This window comes from Paramylibacter kogurei, assembly GCF_002742285.1.
Classification (GTDB): Bacteria; Pseudomonadota; Alphaproteobacteria; order Rhodobacterales; family Rhodobacteraceae; genus Amylibacter; species Amylibacter kogurei.
Genome location: NZ_MDGM01000013.1, coordinates 22,598 through 43,141, shown reverse-complemented (window position 1 = coordinate 43,141; position 20,544 = coordinate 22,598). Strand labels below are relative to the sequence as shown.

Below are 20,544 nucleotides of genomic sequence, written 5' to 3'. Positions count from 1 at the left end.
ACGAGCCTAGCACAAAACCCAATAACCGCAATCCAGTTTTTTCGACCATTTGGTCAAAATTTTGATTAACGAATGAGCCGTCCGAAAATTGGTGCACAAATGATCACCACAACGATACGCACAACATGATGCGCCACAACAAATGCAATATCCGCCCCTGCCACAATGGCCAACACCGCCATTTCCGCCTGACCACCGGGTGAAAAGGCCAAAACGGTTTCAAGAGGTGGTGCAAGGTTGAGCGCAATGATGATTTCAACAAATCCTGCGCTGAGCATCAACAGGATCAAACAAAACCCGATACCGGCCAATAAATCATGGCGCAATTCTTTGGGGGTAATGCCTGCGTATTTCACACCGACGCTGATGCCAATGAAAAATTGTGAAGCCCATATCGCCTCGGCGGGGGGGCGCATGTGCAAGACACCTGTCAGCGACAAAACCGCCGCCACGATCAATGGGCCCAAGATGGATGCCCCAAACAATTTGATTTTTAACGCACCCCACCATCCCGCAATCGCGGCGAAAAACATCAAGGCGATTTGATCAAGCGGCATTGATTTTGCAGGCGCACCCGGTGGCATGGATAAATCCAGTTCCCACCAGCCCTGTAAAATGAATGGCAAGGCGCTAACGATAATCAAAACCCGTGTGGCATGCACCAATGACAAAGCGCGCACATCTGCACCCGCCTCTTCGCCAAATACCAACATGTCTTGTAATCCACCGGGCATGGATGCGTAATAGCTGGTCGGGGTATCAAACCCGCAGATGCGTTTGAAATATGGAACGCCGATCAGACCGATGATCAACACAAACACGGGCACCATCGCAACGGTCGTGGCCATGGAACCGATTTTGCCAAACAGTTCAGGCGTGATGGATGCACCCACCGCCACACCCAAAATCGTGCGCATCCCATCGGACAGCGGTTTTATCCCCGCCATCGGAACCTTGGCGATGGCGGCAATTAAACAGGCGAACATCGGGCCAAGCAGAAAGGGCAATGGAACATGGGTTGCCCAACACACCACCGCCCCAATGATCGAAATAATGATTGCAGCGATTTTTGGTGAAAGTTTCATATCCGCAAACTTTTCAATCGATAGCTTAGCGATGTTTCAATGTGATTGCCCGCCGCCGTTGCAGCGCCTTTTCCATCGCCTGCCTCTAATGCAGTGATAATATCATCATGTTGTTTGCAAACCAGTTTCACCCGATCCGTATTTTCCAACGTGGTTGGGCCAAGAACCAACACCGCATTTGCCAAGGCTTGGAATGATGCCAACAAATAGCGATTGCGGGCAGCATTAAAAATGCAGCGGTGAAATTGTTCGTTTAACCGTGACACCGTCGCCGCGTCTTTGGCGGCGGATAGCATCGCATTGTTCAAATCCTTCAACTCGCCGATTTCTGCGCTGCTTGCATGTTTTGCCGCCATACGCGCCGCTGTTTTTTCCAACACGATACGCATTTCATACAGCTCAACAATTTCTTGGTGCGAGAGCGATTTCACCACCGCACCAATGCGGGGTTGATGTTCAACGATGCCTTCGGACTCTAGCCTGCGAATGGCCTCTCTTACGGGTGTGCGGCTTAACCCGACCAGATCGGCTGCTTCGGTTTCGCGAATGCGCGAACCGGGGGCAAGCGTGCCGCTAACAATTGCTTCGCGCAATTTGTCATAGGCCAGTTTCCCGTTTGATACTTTGTCAGATGAATCAGCCATCGCGCCCTCGCTTTGCTTGTTGGGACGCTAACCTTGTATACAATTGGATGCAATATGTAATTGATCAATAATTGGCGAAAAAATACCGTACCAGATGATAAAAAATCGGGGCGGCAAACACCACAGAGCCGAAGCGATCAATAAATCCGCCATGCCCTGGGATCAGATCGCCCCAATCCTTGACCCCGCGATCAATCTTGATTGTTGCCATCACCATGCCACCACAAAACCCGATCAGCGAAATTACCATGGCCAACAAGGTCGCCTGCCAGATTTCAAAGGGGGTCAGCCACCATAAAAATGCGCCGACAAGTGTTGCGCTGGCAATGCCGCCCACGAACCCTTCCCATGTTTTGGATTTCTCCAATTTGGGTGCCATTTTCGTGCGTCCATAGATTTTCGCCCAGAGAAAATGACACAGATCGCCCGCCTGAACCACCACCATCAAAAATGCAATCAACAACACATTGCGCCCCGAAAACCCAGTGATTTCCAGATCTAACAACGCGGGGATATGGGATGCACAGTACACTGTGATCATCATCGCCCATTGCGTTTCCGATACCCGCACCAGAAAATTTTCGGCGTTTCCTTTGATCGCGGCCAATATGGGCAGGAACAGGAATGCATAAACGGGAATAAAAATTGCGAACATACCATGCTGTGCATATCCAAGCAGGATATATTGAATGGGTAATATCGCAAAAAACCCCGCCGCCAGAACCCAATGGTCATCGCGGTTTTTCGTGGTCAGCGTCATAAATTCACGCATGGCGGCAAAGGAGCAAAATGCAAAAAGCACGATCAAGCCAACCCGCCCACCAAGGCTTGCAAATGCGATCATGCCCGTAACACCCCACCAAGACAGGATATAAGCATTGAACGTATCCACGATTGGGCTGTGATCGTCTTCGGGTTGGCGCGACATTAAATAATGCGCAATCAGGGTCGCAACGATTAATGCTGCCCCTGCCATCAACAACAGATAAATCAGATCGGGTTGTTCGGTCATGCTGTGCCCTCCTGTGTTTTGGGGGCCAATGCGACCAGCGCGGATTCAGCGCGCGACAGAAAGCTTTCTTTGGTTTCGCCCTCTTTCACATGTATGGGTGCGCCAAATGTCACCGTACAGATCAATGGTAATGGCACGACCTCGCCTTTGGGCAGGATGCTGTTGAGGTTTTCAATCCACACCGGCACCATATCAATTTTGGGTCGCGCAGCCCCCATATGAAACAGCCCCGTTTTAAATGGTAAAATCGGATCGGGCCCCATGTTGCGCCCGCCTTCGGGAAAAATGATCAATGACGATCCTTCATCCAATGCGGCGATCATCTTTTCCACCGGGTTATCTGTGCGTTTGTCAGCGCGGCGATCAATCAAAACCGCCTTGAACACATCGCGCCCGACAAATGCGCGAAGTTTGCTTTTCAACCAGTAATCCGAAGCCGCGACAGGGCGCGTATGGGCGCGAATTTGCGCGGGCAGCGCAGTCCAAACCATGACAAAATCGCCGTTGCTGGTGTGATTGGCGAAATAAATCCGCTGTCTGTCAATCGGTTCAACCCCGCGCCACACACCGCGCAATGCGGTGACAAACCGCGCAAATAACGCAATGGCAGCGCCAACAATACTGGCGAAAATCTTTAACAAAGGCGTCTTCCTCTTACTTTTTGTAAAAGGCTAGCCAGAATCGCAAAAAAGGGAAAGCGTGAATTCAATCTTCCCAGTAAAGACGCATCGGATTTTCCACCAACAGCTTTTTCTGCAACTGCGGTGTTGTGGCGATCATCGGGATGACATCAACCAATGCGCCATCATCTGGCATATGCGACTTCATATTTGGATGCGGCCAATCCGTGCCCCACAAAACGCGGTCGGGATATTTTTCAACCAACAGTTTCATAAACGGCACCACATCCGAATAATCTTGATCAGGACCAATCAATGACAGGCGTTCTGGGCATGTCACCTTGCACCAAAATTTTTCATTTTCCATCAAGGTGACAAAGCGTTGAAAATCTGGGTGATCAACGCCCTTTGACACATCGGGGCGTGCCATGTGATCGAAAACCACCGTTGTTGGCAGGCTTTCCAAAAACGGGATCAAATCAGGCAAATCGGGGGATTCCAGATACACAATGATGTGCCAGCCCAGTTTGGCAATACGATCAGCGATGCTAACAAATACCTCTCTTGGGGTGTTATCGACCAAACGTTTGACGAAATTAAACCGCACACCGCGTACGCCCGCAGCATGCATACGGCGCAGTTCAGCATCGCTAATGTCAGGCGATACAACTGCAACCCCACGCGCCAGATCGTTCGATGCCTGCAACGCATCCACCAGCGCATCGTTATTTTGCCCATGGCACGATGCTTGCACAATCACATTGCGCGAAAACCCCAGATGATGGCGCAGCGCGAAAAGCTGTTCTTTGGATGCATCGCATGGCGTGTATTTTCGTGTCGGCGCAAAGGGAAATTTATCGGCGGGTCCAAACACATGACAATGGGCATCCACCGCACCGACAGGGGGAATGAAATCTGGTTTTTTCGGGTCGGGATGCCATGCCATCCAATCAATATCCATCGCCATTATATTTCCTCCTCTGTCAGATCGTGAAACACACGTCCATCAAATAATTTTCGCGCAGTGCGCAGGATTGCGGCGGACGTGATCGTGTCACCATCCATCCTTGCCACAATCGCAGTCGCACCAATCGGGTGTTCAATTTGCATGGTTTTGCTGTCCCCATCGGGGATCGCCGCCAATTCATGCGCCGGGGATTTTTTCATCAAACATGCGGTTGCCACCGTCACGGCGGCCAGCACACCAATGCTTGCATGACATCGATGCGGGATAAAGCTTCGCGTCATGATCGCACCGCCATTTTGGGGGGCTGATACCAGCGTCATTTTTGGCACGGTTTTATCCCGCACATCACCCAAATTCATCAACGGCCCACAGGCCAAGCGAATGGTTTCAAGACGTGCACGCAACGCATCATTACCATCCAATTCTTCGCGCGTTTCCGTGCCCGTAATGCCAAAATCAGAAGCCCGCATAATCACGCAAGGCATGCCGTTATCGATCATGGTCAATTCAATACCATCGATCACGTCAACTTCGTTCCCTGTGGGCAGCAATGCGCCACACATCGAACCCGCGGTATCTTGAAATTCCAGCGGGATTGGCGCGGATGGGCGCGGTACGCCATCAATCATCGCATCACCCTGATACGTCACAACACCATTTGGTGTTTGCACCACAGCCACCGCAATTTGATCGGTATTTTCCATGTAAATACGCACGCGCGTTTCATCGCCCATTGGTTCAACAAGCCCGCGTTCAATGGCAAACGGGCCAATGCCCGCAAGGATATTGCCACAGTTTTGCGCATCAGACACCAATGCCTGATCGACATAAACCTGTAAAAACAGGTAATCGACATCCACGCCTGCGCGTGCAGATTTACGCACAATCCCAACCTTGGACGCCAACGGATCCGCCCCACCAATGCCATTTATCTGGCGCGGGTCTGGTGATCCCATGATGGAAAGTAAAAACGCATCACGCGCAGCAATATCATCGGGCAAATCATCGCCAAGGAAATACACCCCCTTGGACGTGCCACCACGCATCCACATTGCGCGCGTTCCATCAGACATATTTCAAACCATATTCGGCCAAGCGCCCGCGCATGTCATACATATCCAACCCTAACACGCCACTGGCGAGTTTTTGGCGCTTTTCTTCTTCGTTGGCCAAACGGGCTTCTGCTTTTTTCAAAACATCCGCGGCCTCTTCGCGGCGCACGACACAGACGCCATCATCATCGGCAACGATCACATCGCCTGCATTGATATGGGCACCTGCACAGACGATCGGGACATTGACGGAACCGATCACCTCTTTCACCGTGCCTTGGGCATGTACGGCCTTGGACCAGACGGGAAATTTCATTTCTGTCAGGTCTTTGACATCGCGCACACCTGCATCGATGATCAAACCAACACCGCCGCGTGCCTGCATGGATGTGGCGAGCAGATCGCCAAAATATCCTGCATCGGATGGTGATGTGGTTGCCAGAACCAACACATCACCCTCTTGCACCTGTTCAATTGCGACATGCACCATCCAATTGTCACAAGCTGGCGCAAGGATCGTGACCGCAGATGCCCCGATTTGTGCACCCGGATAAATGGGGTTCATATATGACGCGAGCAATCCCTTGCGCCCCTGAGCTTCGTGTACCGTAGCCACGCCAATTTCGCCCAAGGCCTTGATCACACCCGCATCGGCACGTTCAATATTTTGCACAACAACGCCGCCCATTATAATTCATCCACACATGTTGGATAAACCGATTCAAAACCTTCGGCATATTGCGCAGGGCGCCCACCCGCCATGCCACCTGAATTTCGGCGGAAATGGTTGCCACGGTTTTCGGCGACATTGGTATAATATTTCCACAGGTGTTCTTGGCCTTGCATGCATTCAATCGCCGCACGTTTTTTATCCCAAACATCAGTGATGTCCAAAAACACATTTGGCTTCCAACCCATCTGTTCGGTTTGGTGGGGTTCAAACAGGTATAGTTGCGGCGCACCCAAAACCTTTTCGCCTGGGTTATGGCCCCATGCCTGTGCGATCATGCGCGTTTCCATTGCGATTTGGGTCATATGCATGTGATCGGTGTTGTATTGATCGAAACGCGAATGGCTCATCATGAAATTTGGCTGCACTTTGCGGATCAAATCGACGACCTTGTATTTGTCATCGCGATCAAATTCCAACGGGTAATCGCCCAGATCGAAAAATTCGATATTGGTAATACCCAATGCGGATGCGGCGGCTTCGGCCTCTTTGCGCCGCGCGGTTTTTACTTTGTCCAGCGTCATGCCCTCTTGTTTCCACAACTTGGCACTTTCGCCGCGCTCACCAAACGACATACAGGCAACGGTGACGTCATACCCCATTTCTTCGTGTTTCGCGATGGCACCACCACAGCGCCAGACGAAATCGGCGGCATGTGCAGATAATATTAATGCAGTTTTTTTATCGGACATATATGTTCCTCCAACTCAATCAGTTGAAAACAATATCGCGTTATCGCGTTCAAAAGCCAATTTCAAACCTTCCCCAAGGTGATAAGTTTTTGCTATAACCACCCCATGACAATGTATGATTTGAACCTGCGCCATTTGCGCGCATTTTGTGATGTGGCCGAACATGGCAACATCACCCAAGCATCCGCACGTGTGCACATGTCCCAACCCGCAATCACCCAAGCGATTGCAAAATTAGAGGACAAATTGGAACATCGCCTGTTTGATCGGCGCAATGCGGGGCTATTTTTAACCCATGCGGGGGAATTGCTGCAAAACCGTGCGCTGCGTGCCACCGCGCATTTAATGGCAGGGGTTGATGCCGCATTATCGCGTGAACGACGTGCAAAATCACAATCATTCGCCCATTCGATTACCGCCACACAATTGCGCGCATTGCTCGCCGTGGAACAGGCAGGGAATTATTCATTGGCGGCGCGCAATATCGGGTTAACCCAACCCAGCCTGTATCGATCTGCGCGTGATTTGGAACGTGTATCGGGCATTCAGTTTTTCCAAAAAACACCACAAGGCATCGAACTTACCCCCGCTGCCAAAGAAATGGCGGATCATACCCATTTGATGTTTTACGAATTGAACCAAGCGGGCGAAGATTTGCGCAACTTTGCAGGCTATGATGGTGGGCAAGTATCGATTGGCACCATGCCCTTGGCACGTAGTTACATGTTGCCAAATGCGATCAACACATTGTTGGATGAACGCCCAAACAGCGATCTACGTGTGGTTGATGGGCCTTATATGGATTTGCTGCGTGGGTTGCGGCTGGGTAAATTGGATATGTTGATCGGGGCGCTGCGCGATGATTTACCGGTGGATGATGTCGAACAACATTTGTTGTTTAATGATCCGTTGGCAATTGTTGCACGTGCGGGGCATCCGTTGTGTGATTTGGATACGGTCACGCCTGCGGATTTGGCAAAATTTCCGTGGGTTGTGCCGCGCAATGGCACACCAACGCGCCGTTATTTCAATGAAATGATGGCGGGTGTGATTGATCTGAATGATCTGCATGTGATCGAAACATCATCGCTGGTTCTTATTCGCGGACTGTTAACAGGCAGTGATCGGTTGACCATTAGCTCCGCACATCAAATCGCACGCGAAGAAAAACAAGGGCTGTTATCGCGATTGAATTTTGATTTACGCGGGATCAAACGCCAAATCGGATTAACCACCCGTGTGGATTGGCAACCCACAAAAACCCAAAAACGGATGTGGGATTTATTACAGGCCGAGGGAGCAAAATCTGCATCCCAAACATATACGCTATTGCAAAAATGAATAGGTTTGAATGACATCGAATTTCAGGTTTGCACCATGCCTTGTTAGGACAGATCACCAAAGAGGACATCAAACATGAATATCGCATTTATCGGATTCGGAGAGGCAGCATGTGCATTTGCATCCACATGGGCGACCGATTGCGTAAAATCGGCGGTTGGGTTTGATGTAAAAAACAACGATCCCGCACAAAGCGCGATGATGCAAACGCGATTTGCCGATCACGGAGTCGGGTTTTCCGATACACTGGAAATGGCGCTTGCGAATGCCGATGTGGTGTTTTCGCTGGTCACGGCGGATTGCGCACATACGGCGGCAAGCGATGCGGCCAAACATATCAAACCTGATGCGCTGTTTTTTGATTGCAATTCATGTGCGCCACAAACCAAACAGCGATCATGTGATGTGATCAATGCGGCGGGTGGGCGTTATGTGGATGTGGCCGTTATGGCCCCTGTGCACCCTGCCCGCAATAAAACCCCGCTATTGATATCGGGTCCAGATGCGGATGACGCCGTTGATGTATTACAAAAGCTGAACCTGAACCCAAGCAAGCTTGATGGTGCTGTTGGGCGGGCATCATCGGTGAAAATGATGCGATCCGTGGTGATCAAAGGATTAGAGGCGATTTTAACAGAATGTAATTTGGCGGCGAAAACGCTGGGCGTCGAGGATTTGGTTTGGGACAGTTTGGAAAAATCCAACCCCGAATTCCAATGGGCGGCCAAGGCCGATTACATGGCAGAGCGCATGGCAAAACACGGGGTTCGCCGCGCCGCCGAAATGGCAGAAGTTGCAAAAACAATCGCCGAACTTGGCCTGCCCAATGATATGGCGACCGCCACCACAACCGCACAGGCACGCATTGGCGCATTGGCAATCGATTGCGATGACATCGACGCACCAGCGTTGCGCGAAACCCTTATCAATCATCTGAAAAATTAAGCGGAGGAGCATATGACAAAATCAGAGGAATATGACGACATCCCAGGCACAATCGTTTTTGACGCCGATCGTTCCCGCCAAGGATATCATTTAAACATGTTTTGTATCTCGCTGCGCGAACAAAAAAACCGCGATGCGTTCAAGGCGGATGCAGATGCCTATTTGGATAAATTTCCAATGACGGCAGAACAACGCCAAGCCGTTCTGGATCAGGAATGGAATCTGATGTTGGAACTGGGTGGGAATATTTATTACACCTCAAAACTTGCCGCATTCCACGGCATTAATTTTCAAGAACTCGCAGGCATCATGACTGGCATGGGATCAACCGATTACCGCGCGATGATGTTGGCCGGTGGGCGCTCTATTGAGGGCAACCGCAACAAAAAAGAATGGGAGGATAAATAATGGCGTGGATCAGTTCAGGCGTTGGTTGTTCGCATGTGCCCGCATTGGGCGTCGCTGTGGATCAGAAAATCACTAATGATGATTATTACGGCCCGATTTTCAAAGGGTTTGAATATTCCAAAAAATGGATGGAACAGGAAAAACCAGACGTTGTTTTTTTGGTTTATAACGATCATTGCACCGCGTTTGATGCATCTTGCATCCCAACATTCGCGCTGGGGTGTGCTGCGGAATACCAGCCCGCGGACGAAGGCTGGGGCCCACGCCCTGTGCCCGTGGTCAAGGGTAATCAGCGATTGTCGAGCCATATCGCGCAATCCTTGATCTTGGATGAATTTGATATGACCATCATGAATGAAATGGAGGTCGATCACGGCCTGACCGTGCCATTATCCATGATGTATGGTACGCCTGATGAATGGCCATGTCAGGTGATCCCATTGGCGGTAAATGTAGTGCAATATCCCGCACCTACGGGCAATCGTTGTTACAATCTGGGCAAGGCCATTCGCCGCGCGATTGATAGTTATGACGAAGATCTCAAGGTTTGTATTTTTGGCACCGGTGGCATGAGCCATCAATTGCAACATGAACGTGCAGGGTTAATTAACCCCGATTTCGACACGAAATTTCTAAATTACATCGCCAATGATCCTGTGACCGGATCACAGATGAAACATGTGGAATACCTGCGCGAAGCAGGATCAGAGGGCATTGAATTGGTCATGTGGTATGTGATGCGCGGCGCCTTGAATGACGAGGTGACGGAAAAACATCGTTTTTATCACGTGCCTGCATCCAACACCGCCGTTGGCCATATCATTTTGGAAAATCACGCAGAAGGAAAAGCATAAGATGCGAATTTGTGTAGCAGGCGCCGCGGGTGCCTTTGGTATGAAACATCTGGACGCATTGTCCAAGATTGAAGGTGTGGAAGTTACATCCGTGGTTGGGCGCACCGAGGATAGCATTGCAAAATTTGCCGCCGAACGCGGCATTGGTCATGCGACAACCGACCTGAACGAAAGCCTTGCGCGTGATGATGTGGACGCGGTGATCCTGTCCACGCCCACACAAATGCACGCCGAACAATCATTGGCCTGTATGCGTGCGGGTAAACATGTGATGTGCGAAATTCCGATGTCTGACAACATCGAAGATGCACGCGCATTGGTTGCCGCACAAAAGGATTCAGGCGTTGTTGGTATGGTGGGGCATGTGCGCCGCTTTAACCCCAGCCATCAATATGTGCATAACAAAATCAAGGCGGGTGAATTCAACATTCAACAAATGGATGTGCAAACCTATTTTTTCCGCCGCACCAATACCAATGCGATGGGTAATCCGCGCAGTTGGACAGACCATTTGTTATGGCATCATGCGTGCCACACGGTTGATTTGTTCATCTATCAAACTGGTGAAGCCCCAAGCGAAGTATTCGGTATCCAAGGGCCAAAACACCCTGATCTGGGCATTGCAATGGATATGACAATCGGAATGAAATCACCCAAAGGTGCGATTTGCACATTGTCATTGTCGTTCAATAACAATGGCCCGCTGGGCACATTTTTCCGCTATATCGGGGATACCAACACCTATATCGCGCGTTACGATGATTTGGTGGACGGGTATGAAAAACCGATTGATCTGTCTGATGTTGCCATATCCAACAATGGGATTGAATTGATAGATCGCGAATTTATTGATGCCATTCGCGAAGGACGCGAACCCAACAGTTCATTCGCACAAGGTTTGCCCGCGATGGAAGTATTGCACAAAATCGAAGAAATGATGACCGTTTAGGCGATCAATGGGTGGGGGTTACTGACCCCCGCCCGAATTTTCACCACCCGTTCCAGTGGAACCACCCGAACCATCATTTGCATTTGTGGCAACTTCATCCGCCAGCCATTCGGCCTCGGATTCTTGTTCGTCCATATCATCGCGATCATGTGGATTTCCAGGTTCAGTGGAACCGTCGTAATTTTCATCAAAATCGGTCAATGTGGCATGGGTCAACTGCCCTGTGAAACGCGGAATAAACACGGTGTGATTATGAAAATCCGTTTCTGCGATGCCAAAATTGCCCAATAGCGGTTCAAAATGGCGCGACGTTTCCAACAACACCCATTCGTCGCCATCCACGACCTCTGGGATATAAGCCGCCAAAAGTGGGCTATCGTTTTTCAACACACCCCATGCGGTTTCTGTATCCGCACCTAAACCACGAGCCTCGCTCCAGCGGACGCGAAATGAATTGTTTTGGTTGCGAACCACAGACAAGCGCATCCATGCATTCGCATCATTGCCATAGCCGACATTTTTATACACCTGAAACAAATTGTCAGTGAACGCAGTATTTACTGTGCCAACACGCGACACCAAATTCGCCACAGTGGCGTTGGCCTTGGATGCTTTGTTATACATCAACAGAGCGTCGAAACACACAAAGCTGCCCATCAACATGGCAACCCATAGCGGCAACAAGAATACAAATTCCGTTGAAACAGCACCTTTGCGGTCTTTGAAAAAGCGATTGAACAATTTCATTTTCATAACTCCTAACAAGGTTCGTTCACAAATGCCGAAGAAGACAGCAATCGAATTCCACCTGAATCATCTTTGGTCCACGGCATCGCAACACCAACGGGCAGGATCGGATCAACAACCAAACATGCGCGCATAAACATGATTTCTGGCGTTGCATTGGGATCACCGGAATCGCATTGACCAGGATCGATTTTATAGACAGGTGTAATATCATCTGACGTGCGATCCACACAATCAATACCGCCATCCAAACTCGCACTTGCCACGGTGGAAATGCCAACCTCCAGTTTGATGTCTTCGATACAATCTGAAAGCAAAGCTTGGCTACAAATGCGCTGTTTCAAAAAATCATGTGCATCTTCGTCTTGGCGACCATCCAAAATATCGTCCAGCATCAATTCGCGCACGACAATATCCACGCCTCTGTCCAATTGAATTGCATGAAAGGTGATGAAGCCAGTTTCAATAATCCAGAAAAACAACATGAAAAACAGCGGAGCAACGATGACAAATTCCACCGTTGCTGCGCCCTCTTCATCTTTGCGCAATTTCTTGAATATATGTCCCAAAATATTCACATCACACCCTTAGTTTGTCAGCTGCAGCTTCTTAATTCCGATGCTGATATTGTTGAAAATTGAATCGATATCACTTGATGTCGCGGTATAGGCGTAAGTGGGTCCAGATGAACAATTCGCCATGACTTTTGCGCTATCGACTGTGGCTTCATAGGTGATTGTGTAAATTGTAATCCCTGCGCTTTTGGCCGCTGTACAGATGTTGTTCAAACGGGTGTCTTTTTGTGAACCTGTTTTGAACGCTTCCATAAAGCCCCAAGTGCTACCGCCGAAATTACGATCACGCACGTGATTGTAAATTGTGCGGATGCCAAACAATTCGCGCCATGACAGTTCTTCATAGCCCCAGCGATTACTGTTGCGGAAATAATGATAACCGTCAGACTTTTTCCAATACACATTGGCGTCGCTGCCGTTAGTTTCATATTGGTCTTTCAAACGGCGTTGTTCTGTGTTGATACCATCGGTCATCACCACCAAAATTTTGTTACTACGCGTACCATTGGCCAATGGGCGATCTTCGAATGCTGGATCAACGTATTGAGAATCCCATGAATTCAATTGCGTCAGTTTTTTGATCGTTGGCTGCATGGAACGATCCAACAACGCAGCCCCCCATTTTACACCATCATCAATTGATGTATTTGTCGTTGCTTCGAATTTTGCCAATTGCGCCTTGAGCGCGGCTTCGTTTTTCGACACTGGTGTGATTTGCGCCCAATCGAACGCCGGGCAGTATGGTGTTCGTACCGCCTTGTCGGTTTCGCCATATCCTTGGTTGGTGTAATCGTAATAACCAAATGTAATATGCTTTTCATATTCTGTTTGGAAATGCGTATTTTGCGGGATACCCACGGAATTAAAGGTGGAATCTCTGAGCTCTAAACAAGTGTTAGGATTTGCATCGAGCATATTGTTCGCAACACTTGGCAAGATCGTGTCATCCATCGCATTCAACAGGTTTTCACCAACATTTACATAGGCCGAATAAGGTACCAAGCTCATGGAAACCATATTGGGATATTGGGATGAATTCGCGGCCAGAATATTGCCCACGAATGTCTGTGCCGCCGAAACAAGATTGCCCAGTTTTTGCGTCCCACGCATGGAACCCGAAATATCCAAAACAAGTGATACTTCAGATAATGGATTGCCTTCCAGCGCAGATGTATATGCGCCGATGTTCATATCCTTTTGTCCCATCATATGCAGGAATACGGTATCCATACCCTGTTTGGTGGTGACATCCACCTCGCGTGCATTTGAAACATTAATCGGTGTGTTCACCTCGTATTGGAAATTATGGGGCAAATCCGCCTTTGCCATATAGAAATCAACAATTTGTTCGGGCGTATATGTGGTGCCTTTGAATGTCACATTCCCATCGGCGTCACGTTCCACCGTGTCAGGGTCTGTCGCCTGAAACAACGATGCGGCGGCCAATGCGGCGTTATCAATCGTAATTTGTGTTTTTGTGCGCGCAGCTTCGAACCGCGCAACATCCACGGCGATCCCCGCCAATGCAACCATCACAACGAATGTAATAATGGCGAACAAGGTCAACGTGCCCTCTTCGTCCGCTGCGAATTTATTTTTACGGTTAATTACTGACTGATACAAATATGACAACATCATAACCCACCCCATTTTTTTCATGCACGTCACAAACATTGCTGTGCATCATTTAAACCTTTTCTGGGAACAAATGCATGCTCGTGCGTGTCCCAACAGCAAGCACTATCCCCCAAGACATAGGCATTTTTTTGGTGGAATTAGGCCAGAATGTGGCACATAGATTTTTGACGGTAATAATCGGTCAGATAAAACCGAGTGTTCGACGTTCAACCCCTGCAAAATAAGAAAAATTAACCATTTATTAACCATCTTCGCGCGGCACGGATTCAATCAATACGCGTGTATAATTTTAATAAAATTGGGAAAATATTTCCGATTTGCTTGGTATTTGGCGAATATCAAAGAAAATTTCCAACGATTTCAGCCAGAACAAGAATCACCGGCAAAAGCAATCATTCAACCTTTGGCAGATTATGCCCCTGCACCCTTGGCACGCGATTCATCCGACTCTGGCACCATGGTTTTCTGCCCCAACCGATCCATCACCTCGCAATATTGAACAGGGTAACTTGGTGATGCGCAAAGAGGTTCAAATTCGCGTTTGCGTGTAGAGATCACCACGGTACCATGGGCATCTAAAATGATATCACCCGCGATGTAATCCGCCCCAACATCAACCGTCATATCCCCCACCCGCAGATGTAAATTGCGCCCCTTTATTGCCGCCAAACGTTGCACATATGGCAATAAAAACACCGCCGATTGTACGCCGTTAAATGTTAACACATCGCCATCTTGTGCACTTTCGGCGATAAAACATCCCAGATGAAACGGGCAAACGTGATCTTGGGTTAAGGGCCATGATTGTATCGCCAACCTGTGTGACTGGCCATCAATGACGCTTAAATATTGCGACAAAGCTGGCTGAGCATTGATCCCATTTGCACATAGCGTTGCACAAGCAGCGGCGATTTCTTCGGCCATGCCCCAACTATAACCAGCACCGCGTGCACCGCGTTTCACCATTGCAACGGTTTCTGATCGCGATAACGTCATGGTGCCCCCTTTGGTTCGGGATAAACCCAATTTCCAGGTTTGTGGATATCTTCAGGGAACGGTGCGTTTTGAAACATACAAATGCGCAGCCAACGATCCGAACGTGGATCAAAATGGGTAGCGCCAAAAAACGATAACTTGCAGCGCAGCATATCAATCGGCAACATATCAGCGTGAAGCAAATTATCGCGAATTTCCGCATAGGGAAATTTTTCTACCATCTGCACACGGCGCAAAATATGACGGTGTTCGGGATGTTTTCGCAAAAAATGCGCGACCGTTTCATCCTGATTTATGGCGCGGTATAACGCCGCCACATCGCGCCCAATCGCAAGGGGTTGTTCCAATTCATGCCCCTGTTCGGTTGCACGTTCCCCCAATCGCGGTTCCAGCTTGGCCGCGGACACATACCAAAATCGCGCCTGATCTTGGGCATTGCTAAAATCAGTTTTCAGCGCCCATTCAAAATGCGCGACGATCAATGATTTGATACGCCTCATATCCTGCGTGCCATCGATGTAAAAATGCGCAGATTCATCAATGCTCATGACATCAGCCAGATCATCAACAATGTCGCCATAAGGTTCCATCAGGATCGACACCAACTGTTCCAATCCTTCGCTGGTTAAATCCCGCTCACCCCATTGATATAACCGATCCCAAGGATACGGTGCATCGCCAATGCGTTCGATTGCTTTGCACAACATCACCATATCACTTTGCAATTCGGTGACTTTGGCAATTTGAATGGGATGTTGCGAATGCCAGTTCATCGCATTGATATGCGCCGATTGCGCATGGTTCAGCATCACCCCCCGTATGGCTGCGCTGGCGGATTTAATCTGCCGCACCCGCGCCAATGCGGTTTCACGCGCGGCGATCCATTGATGCAACAACGTGGGGTGGTTCACCAAAAACGGTGCCATGCCCAACCCCGTCGAATTGCCAATGCCCATCGCGCGGCGCAGCTTGGGCGATAATGCAACAGCACGTGCACCGCCTGCGCATTTTGCGCTGTGATCCAGCAAATCCATCACGAAGCAGCGGATCAAATACACCGTTAACATTTCGGCCTGAAATGGGGCGGCAAATTCGGGTCGGTCTTGAATTGTATCATGATCCGCTGCGCCAAATTTGCCCGATCCGTAAACGGCAGTAGTGCGCATCACGTAACCGACAGTTTTCAGACTTTCTGGGTCGGGCTGACGCCCGGCCGCCAAATTCGCCACCACAAAATCCCAGAGCCGTGCAGAACGGTTCGCGCGTGACAAGGTCAATTCACGCGATGATATGCGCCCAGCTTCTTGCAGCGGTACATTTTGCGCCAATCGCGCAATATCATCATCCGTCGGAATACCATCGAACAACGTGAATGTTGTATCCCATGCGGTTGCAATCACCCGATCGGATCGCATCTCATCTGGTAAATCATGCGCAAATGCCACCAGCGAATAGGCGCGGTTTGGCCCATGCACCGTGTAAACCGCATGCCCCACGCCATCCGCACCAACATGCCAATCGGGCGCATCAAAGCGCCAATTTTCATTGCGCATACGGCGCAACAATATCCGCATAAAGCTAAGCCTTGATTGATGAAAACTGCCCATTCGCGACAGGCGCATCACCTGATCCGCATCGCGCAATGGGATTTCATCGCGCGATTTCATGCGCCACCAAAACTATCGGTATAAAATCGATACCAGTTATCGCCCATCACCTTGTCGATATCACCCTGCGTCATGCCAAGATTGCGTAATCCATCGGCGATATTGCCAAAATCGCGATTATCATTGTACCAGTCGGGCATGGGCGGGAAACCTGCATTGCTGGCTGATCCTTCTCCATAATCAATGCCCTTGGTCCAGCGCCCAACGCGCATCCATTCAACCACGCTATAGGGTTGGTCTTGGCATAAATCCGTGCCGATCCCGATATGATCAATCCCCATCAGATCGGCAGTGTCGATAATCATCTGGCAAAAACTATCAAGCGTGCAATCCGATCCACCCGCCAAATGGTGTGGATAAATCGAAAAGCCAAGCATCCCACCGCTGTCCCCCAATGCACGCAACACCGTATCGGATTTATTGCGCAACGCGGCATGCCAGCGGTGTGGATTGGCGTGTGTAATCGCAATCGGACGCGTGGAATGTTCAATCGCCTCTAACGTGGAACGCTCACCAGAATGGCTCATATCCACAACGATACCAACGCGGTTCATTTCCGTGACCACCTCGCGCCCCATGCGCGTCAGGCCTGTATCATCATCCTCGTAACAGCCCGTCGCCAACAGCGATTGGTTGTTATATGTCAGCTGCATAAACCGCACACCCAATTGATGCCAGACCTGCACCAGCCCAATATCATCCTCGATCGGGCTTGGGTTTTGAAACCCGAAAAAAATCGCGGTGCGATTGGTGTCCCGTGCCAGTTGCACATCATCGGCGTGAAACCCTTGGAAAATCAAATCAGGGAATTGTTCGAAATATCGGTTCCAGCGTTCTACCTGTAACACCGTTTCGCGAAATGTTTCGTGATAGGCGATGGTGACATGCACCGCATCCAACCCGCCCGCGCGCATTTGGCGAAAAATCTTTTCCGACCAATTGGCATATTGCAGATTATCAATGCGAAACCCGCTCATGCATCTGGCCCCGCCGATAATTCCAACACGCGATTCCAAACATTTGTTTCCACATGTACCGTTGCTGGCATCACAAAATCGCTGCCCGGTAATCGCGCACCCTCTTGGGCTGCGACTGCATCAACAATGCGTGCAATCCGCGCCCAAAATGCATCGCCTGAAAATACCGTTGGATCCAGCAACAGATAAAACTGTCCCAAATCATGCGGCGCGCCCTCTGGTAGTTTAAGCCCCGCCACATCCAGTGAATTCACCGATCCCGTCATCGCGGCGGCCAGAACCTCTGCCATCAGGCCAAAGCCCCAACCCTTGTAACCCCCCGATGAAACCAACGACCCCTTTAACGCTTCGCTCGGATCGGTGGTGGGTTTGCCCGCACTATCCACGGCCCAGCCCAATGGGATGCTTTCGCCTGCGGCCTTGGCCATGGTGATTTTCCCCAAGGCAATCGCGGATGTGCTTTGATCAAATTGGAATGTCACGCCGCCGTCTTGTGCAGGGATCGCCATGGCAATCGGGTTCGTGCCCAACACCGCCGCATTACCATTTGGCGGTGAAACCACAGCGGATGCGTTGGTAAACCCAATCCCAATCAGCCCCGCATTTGCGATCTGTTCGGTGAAATATCCCAAGGATGTGCAGGTATGCGCATGTGCAATGGCGAATGAACAGGTTCCCATTTCGCGTGCGGTTGCAATTGCACGATCAAACCCACGCGAAAATGCGGCCTGTGCAAACCCAAATTTGGCATCCACCATCACGCTTGCGGGTTTGGGCGTTGAAACTACCGGTTCGGCCGCGCCATTCACACGCCCCGTCACCAATTGTTGACAGTAACTTTCCAAATAATACAGCCCACATATCAAATTGCCCTTGCCCTCGGCCACGCGCACGGCCTTTGCCACCGCATCGGCCACCCAATCCGCCGCACCATGTGCACGCAATGCCTTGGCGGTTGTGGTTTCGATTTCATCCAGTGACAGTTCAATTTTGGACAAGGTTTTCTCCGATTTATTCTGGGATCATTTTTCGCAATTCGTATTTTTGTATCTTACCTGTCGCGGTTTTTGGCAATGTGCAGAACACGACATGTTTGGGGCGTTTATACCCCGCCAGATGTTCACGACAAAACGCGATGATTTCATCAGCGGTGGCACTTGCCCCGTCTTTCAACTCAATAAACGCACAGGGGACTTCGCCCCATTTATCATCGGGCTTGGCAACCACTGCGGCCAAACTAACGGCTGGATGGCGATGCAATGCACCCTCAACCTCGACCGATGAAATGTTTTCGCCACCTGAAATAATGATATCTTTCAGGCGATCTTTGATCTGGGCATATCCGCGATCATGCATCACTGCCAGATCACCGGTGCGAAACCAACCATCTGCGAACGCTTCGCGTGTGGCATCGGGGTTTTTCAAATACCCCTTCATCACCGTATTCCCGCGTAATATAAGCTCGCCCATATGTTCGCCATCGGGCGCATTATCAATATCACCATCTGACACAATGCGCTGGCCTTCCATCATCACCATTGCCGCCCCTTGGCGCGATTTGATTTCGGCCTTTTGATCGAACGCCAAATCATCCCAATTGTCGTTCCAATTGCACATCACCGTATGGCCATAGGTTTCGGTCAGGCCATAAACATGGCTGACGTTGAAACCCAATTCTTCGATCCCTTGCAAAACGGCGGCGGGTGGCGGGGCGCCTGCGGTCATCACCTCTACTGTGTGGGGTAATTCGCGACGTTCTTCATCCGTTGCATTCAAAATCATGCTCAACACAATCGGCGCGCCACCAAAATAACGCACGTCATGATCTGCGAGCGCATCGTAAATCACCTTTGCCGAAACGACCCGTGTGCACACGATTGTCCCCGCCAGTGCCGCCATCGTCCACCCATGCCCCCAGCCATTGCAATGAAACAGCGGCACAACGTAAACGTATTTTGGATTTTGCGGCAGCGACCAATCCGAAATCGTACCCATCGACATCAAATATGAACCACGGTGATGATACACCACACCCTTGGGCCGGCCAGATGTGCCAGATGTGTAATTCAGCGCAATCGCATCCCATTCATCATCGGGCAGCGACCATTCAAATGCGGGATCACCGCTGGCGATGAATGTTTCATAATCGGTGGAACCAACACGGCGTGGTGTATCGCTATTTTGCAAATCGAGAATATCGATCACCAAAATATCGTCACGCCCGATCAATTCCAATGCACGCGCCGCATCGGGGGATAGTTCGGCGTCAATGATCAAAACGCGCGCTTCGCCGTGGTTCAGGATATAGGCAATCGTATCTGCATCAAGGCGCGTGTTGATCGTGTTCAACACCGCCCCTGCCATCGGCACACCCCATAACGCTTCGACCATTTCAGGGGTGTTGGCGGCAACAATCGCAACCGTATCGTTTTTACCAATTCCACGCTGGGTCAGCGCCGATGCCATTTGACGACAGCGGCGATATGTATCCGCCCATGTATATTCGCGATCACCATAAATGATTGATTTGCGATCCCCATGCATCAGCGCGGCACGAGGCAAAAATGACAGCGGCGACAAAGGCACATAATTCGCAGGTGTTTTTTCAAACACATCGAATTTATCGGCGGTATAATCCATGCCCG

21 protein-coding genes are annotated in these 20,544 nt (G+C 50.0%); 5 read left to right on the top strand and 16 right to left on the bottom strand.

The genetic code is table 11. The features are described from left to right. Positions 1–65: 65 nt before the first annotated feature. From BFP76_RS12150 to BFP76_RS12115, 8 genes are all read right to left on the bottom strand, one after another. The gene (locus BFP76_RS12150) at positions 66–1,085 is read right to left on the bottom strand and encodes an AbrB family transcriptional regulator (RefSeq protein ID WP_099594206.1); all 1,020 of its coding nucleotides are present in this window, start codon (positions 1,083–1,085) and stop codon (positions 66–68) included. Continuing rightward, complete coding sequence (locus BFP76_RS12145) at positions 1,082–1,729, bottom strand: GntR family transcriptional regulator (RefSeq protein WP_099594204.1); 648 nt, start codon at positions 1,727–1,729, stop codon at positions 1,082–1,084. Before BFP76_RS12145 ends, BFP76_RS12150 begins: the two co-directional genes overlap by 4 nt. Positions 1,730–1,793: 64 nt before the next feature. Further along, positions 1,794–2,741, bottom strand: a complete 948-nt coding sequence (locus tag BFP76_RS12140; protein WP_099594202.1) for a phosphatidate cytidylyltransferase — start codon at positions 2,739–2,741, stop codon at positions 1,794–1,796. Further along, the gene (locus BFP76_RS12135; RefSeq protein ID WP_099594201.1) at positions 2,738–3,382 is read right to left on the bottom strand and encodes a lysophospholipid acyltransferase family protein; all 645 of its coding nucleotides are present in this window, start codon (positions 3,380–3,382) and stop codon (positions 2,738–2,740) included. Before BFP76_RS12135 ends, BFP76_RS12140 begins: the two co-directional genes overlap by 4 nt. A gap of 64 nt (positions 3,383–3,446) precedes the next feature. After that, positions 3,447–4,328 carry an amidohydrolase family protein gene (locus BFP76_RS12130; RefSeq protein WP_240514052.1) on the bottom strand — a complete coding sequence of 294 codons (882 nt, stop codon included), beginning with the start codon at positions 4,326–4,328 and terminating at the stop codon, positions 3,447–3,449. Next, positions 4,328–5,401 carry a 4-oxalomesaconate tautomerase gene (locus BFP76_RS12125; protein ID WP_099594199.1) on the bottom strand — a complete coding sequence of 358 codons (1,074 nt, stop codon included), beginning with the start codon at positions 5,399–5,401 and terminating at the stop codon, positions 4,328–4,330. Before BFP76_RS12125 ends, BFP76_RS12130 begins: the two co-directional genes overlap by 1 nt. Beyond that, complete coding sequence (locus tag BFP76_RS12120; protein WP_099594197.1) at positions 5,394–6,068, bottom strand: 4-carboxy-4-hydroxy-2-oxoadipate aldolase/oxaloacetate decarboxylase; 675 nt, start codon at positions 6,066–6,068, stop codon at positions 5,394–5,396. The genes BFP76_RS12125 and BFP76_RS12120 overlap by 8 nt, the downstream gene beginning before the upstream one ends. Continuing rightward, a complete protein-coding gene (locus BFP76_RS12115; RefSeq protein WP_099594195.1) occupies positions 6,068–6,802 on the bottom strand; it encodes a PIG-L deacetylase family protein in 735 nt (244 codons plus the stop codon). The genes BFP76_RS12120 and BFP76_RS12115 overlap by 1 nt, the downstream gene beginning before the upstream one ends. A 105-nt stretch (positions 6,803–6,907) precedes the next feature. On the opposite strand from BFP76_RS12115, the gene BFP76_RS12110 reads away from it, so the two are divergent. The 5 genes from BFP76_RS12110 (at position 6,908) to BFP76_RS12090 (ending at position 11,299) form a co-directional block, all read left to right on the top strand. Beyond that, positions 6,908–8,143, top strand: a complete 1,236-nt coding sequence (locus BFP76_RS12110; protein ID WP_099594193.1) for a LysR family transcriptional regulator — start codon at positions 6,908–6,910, stop codon at positions 8,141–8,143. Positions 8,144–8,218: 75 nt separating this feature from the next. Beyond that, positions 8,219–9,088, top strand: coding sequence for a DUF1932 domain-containing protein (locus BFP76_RS12105; protein WP_099594191.1), 870 nt, complete (start codon positions 8,219–8,221; stop codon positions 9,086–9,088). A gap of 12 nt (positions 9,089–9,100) precedes the next feature. Continuing rightward, complete coding sequence (ligA, locus tag BFP76_RS12100; protein ID WP_099594189.1) at positions 9,101–9,496, top strand: protocatechuate 4,5-dioxygenase subunit alpha; 396 nt, start codon at positions 9,101–9,103, stop codon at positions 9,494–9,496. Next, complete coding sequence (locus BFP76_RS12095; protein ID WP_099594187.1) at positions 9,496–10,350, top strand: class III extradiol dioxygenase subunit beta; 855 nt, start codon at positions 9,496–9,498, stop codon at positions 10,348–10,350. The genes ligA and BFP76_RS12095 overlap by 1 nt, the downstream gene beginning before the upstream one ends. A 1-nt stretch (position 10,351) precedes the next feature. Continuing rightward, the gene (locus BFP76_RS12090) at positions 10,352–11,299 is read left to right on the top strand and encodes a Gfo/Idh/MocA family oxidoreductase (protein ID WP_099594185.1); all 948 of its coding nucleotides are present in this window, start codon (positions 10,352–10,354) and stop codon (positions 11,297–11,299) included. Positions 11,300–11,317: 18 nt separating this feature from the next. On the opposite strand, the gene BFP76_RS12085 is transcribed toward BFP76_RS12090, so the two are convergent. From BFP76_RS12085 to BFP76_RS12050, 8 genes are all read right to left on the bottom strand, one after another. Beyond that, the gene (locus tag BFP76_RS12085) at positions 11,318–12,046 is read right to left on the bottom strand and encodes a TadE/TadG family type IV pilus assembly protein (RefSeq protein ID WP_099594183.1); all 729 of its coding nucleotides are present in this window, start codon (positions 12,044–12,046) and stop codon (positions 11,318–11,320) included. A gap of 11 nt (positions 12,047–12,057) precedes the next feature. Continuing rightward, positions 12,058–12,624, bottom strand: coding sequence for a TadE/TadG family type IV pilus assembly protein (locus BFP76_RS12080; RefSeq protein WP_114365325.1), 567 nt, complete (start codon positions 12,622–12,624; stop codon positions 12,058–12,060). Between the two features lie 9 nt (positions 12,625–12,633). Continuing rightward, positions 12,634–14,259 (bottom strand): TadE/TadG family type IV pilus assembly protein, encoded by a 1,626-nt coding sequence (locus BFP76_RS12075; RefSeq protein WP_165775715.1) that lies wholly within the window; start codon positions 14,257–14,259, stop codon positions 12,634–12,636. A 411-nt stretch (positions 14,260–14,670) separates the two neighbouring features. Continuing rightward, positions 14,671–15,255, bottom strand: a complete 585-nt coding sequence (locus BFP76_RS12070) for a DUF3726 domain-containing protein (RefSeq protein ID WP_099594177.1) — start codon at positions 15,253–15,255, stop codon at positions 14,671–14,673. Then, positions 15,252–16,922, bottom strand: coding sequence for a hypothetical protein (locus BFP76_RS12065; RefSeq protein ID WP_099594175.1), 1,671 nt, complete (start codon positions 16,920–16,922; stop codon positions 15,252–15,254). Before BFP76_RS12065 ends, BFP76_RS12070 begins: the two co-directional genes overlap by 4 nt. Then, positions 16,919–17,899, bottom strand: a complete 981-nt coding sequence (locus BFP76_RS12060; protein WP_099594173.1) for a membrane dipeptidase — start codon at positions 17,897–17,899, stop codon at positions 16,919–16,921. Before BFP76_RS12060 ends, BFP76_RS12065 begins: the two co-directional genes overlap by 4 nt. Next, complete coding sequence (locus BFP76_RS12055; RefSeq protein WP_099594171.1) at positions 17,896–18,897, bottom strand: Ldh family oxidoreductase; 1,002 nt, start codon at positions 18,895–18,897, stop codon at positions 17,896–17,898. The genes BFP76_RS12060 and BFP76_RS12055 overlap by 4 nt, the downstream gene beginning before the upstream one ends. 13 nt (positions 18,898–18,910) lie before the next feature. Next, positions 18,911–20,539: an acyl-CoA synthetase gene (locus BFP76_RS12050; RefSeq protein ID WP_099594169.1), complete on the bottom strand. Its 1,629-nt coding sequence runs from the start codon at positions 20,537–20,539 to the stop codon at positions 18,911–18,913. Positions 20,540–20,544 lie beyond the last annotated feature (5 nt).